This is a genomic window from Corallococcus sp. CA049B (assembly GCF_003611685.1).
In the GTDB taxonomy this organism is placed as follows: Bacteria; Myxococcota; Myxococcia; order Myxococcales; family Myxococcaceae; genus Corallococcus; species Corallococcus coralloides.
Map to the genome: position 1 here is coordinate 1 of NZ_RAWC01000487.1, position 413 is coordinate 413.

The window sequence follows — 413 nt, forward strand, 5'->3', positions numbered from 1 at the left end:
CCCCCCCAGGCTCCGCTGGCAGTCCCGGTCCCCGTCCGGACGGAGCTGCCCGGAACCTTGCGCGTGCTGGGGCTCCTCGCGGTGGCGCTGGTGCCGTGCGTCCTCGCGGTGAGCGAGCTGGGGCGCATCCACCCGGACGAGGTGTTCCAGGCGCTGGAGCCCGCGTACTGGCGCGTGCACGGCTACGGCGTGCTGGCCTGGGAGTGGCGCGAGGGCCTGCGCAACTGGGCCGTCCCCGGCGTGCTGGCCGCCTTCCTCAAGGCGGCGCATGGGGTCGGCATCACCGACCCGCGCGTCTACCGGGGCGTGGTGGCGCTGCCCCAGTTCGCCCTGCACGCCTGGAGCCTGTGGGCCGTCTACCGCTTCGCGGAGCGCCGGGCGGGCCCGTGGGGTGGGGCGCTCGCGGTGCTGCT

General features: G+C 76.3%; 1 pseudogene. It reads left to right on the top strand.

The annotated features are described in order from the left end of the window. Nucleotides 1–57: 57 nt before the first annotated feature. Nucleotides 58–413 (top strand): annotated as a pseudogene (locus D7W82_RS39855) (mannosyltransferase); the annotation flags it as partial.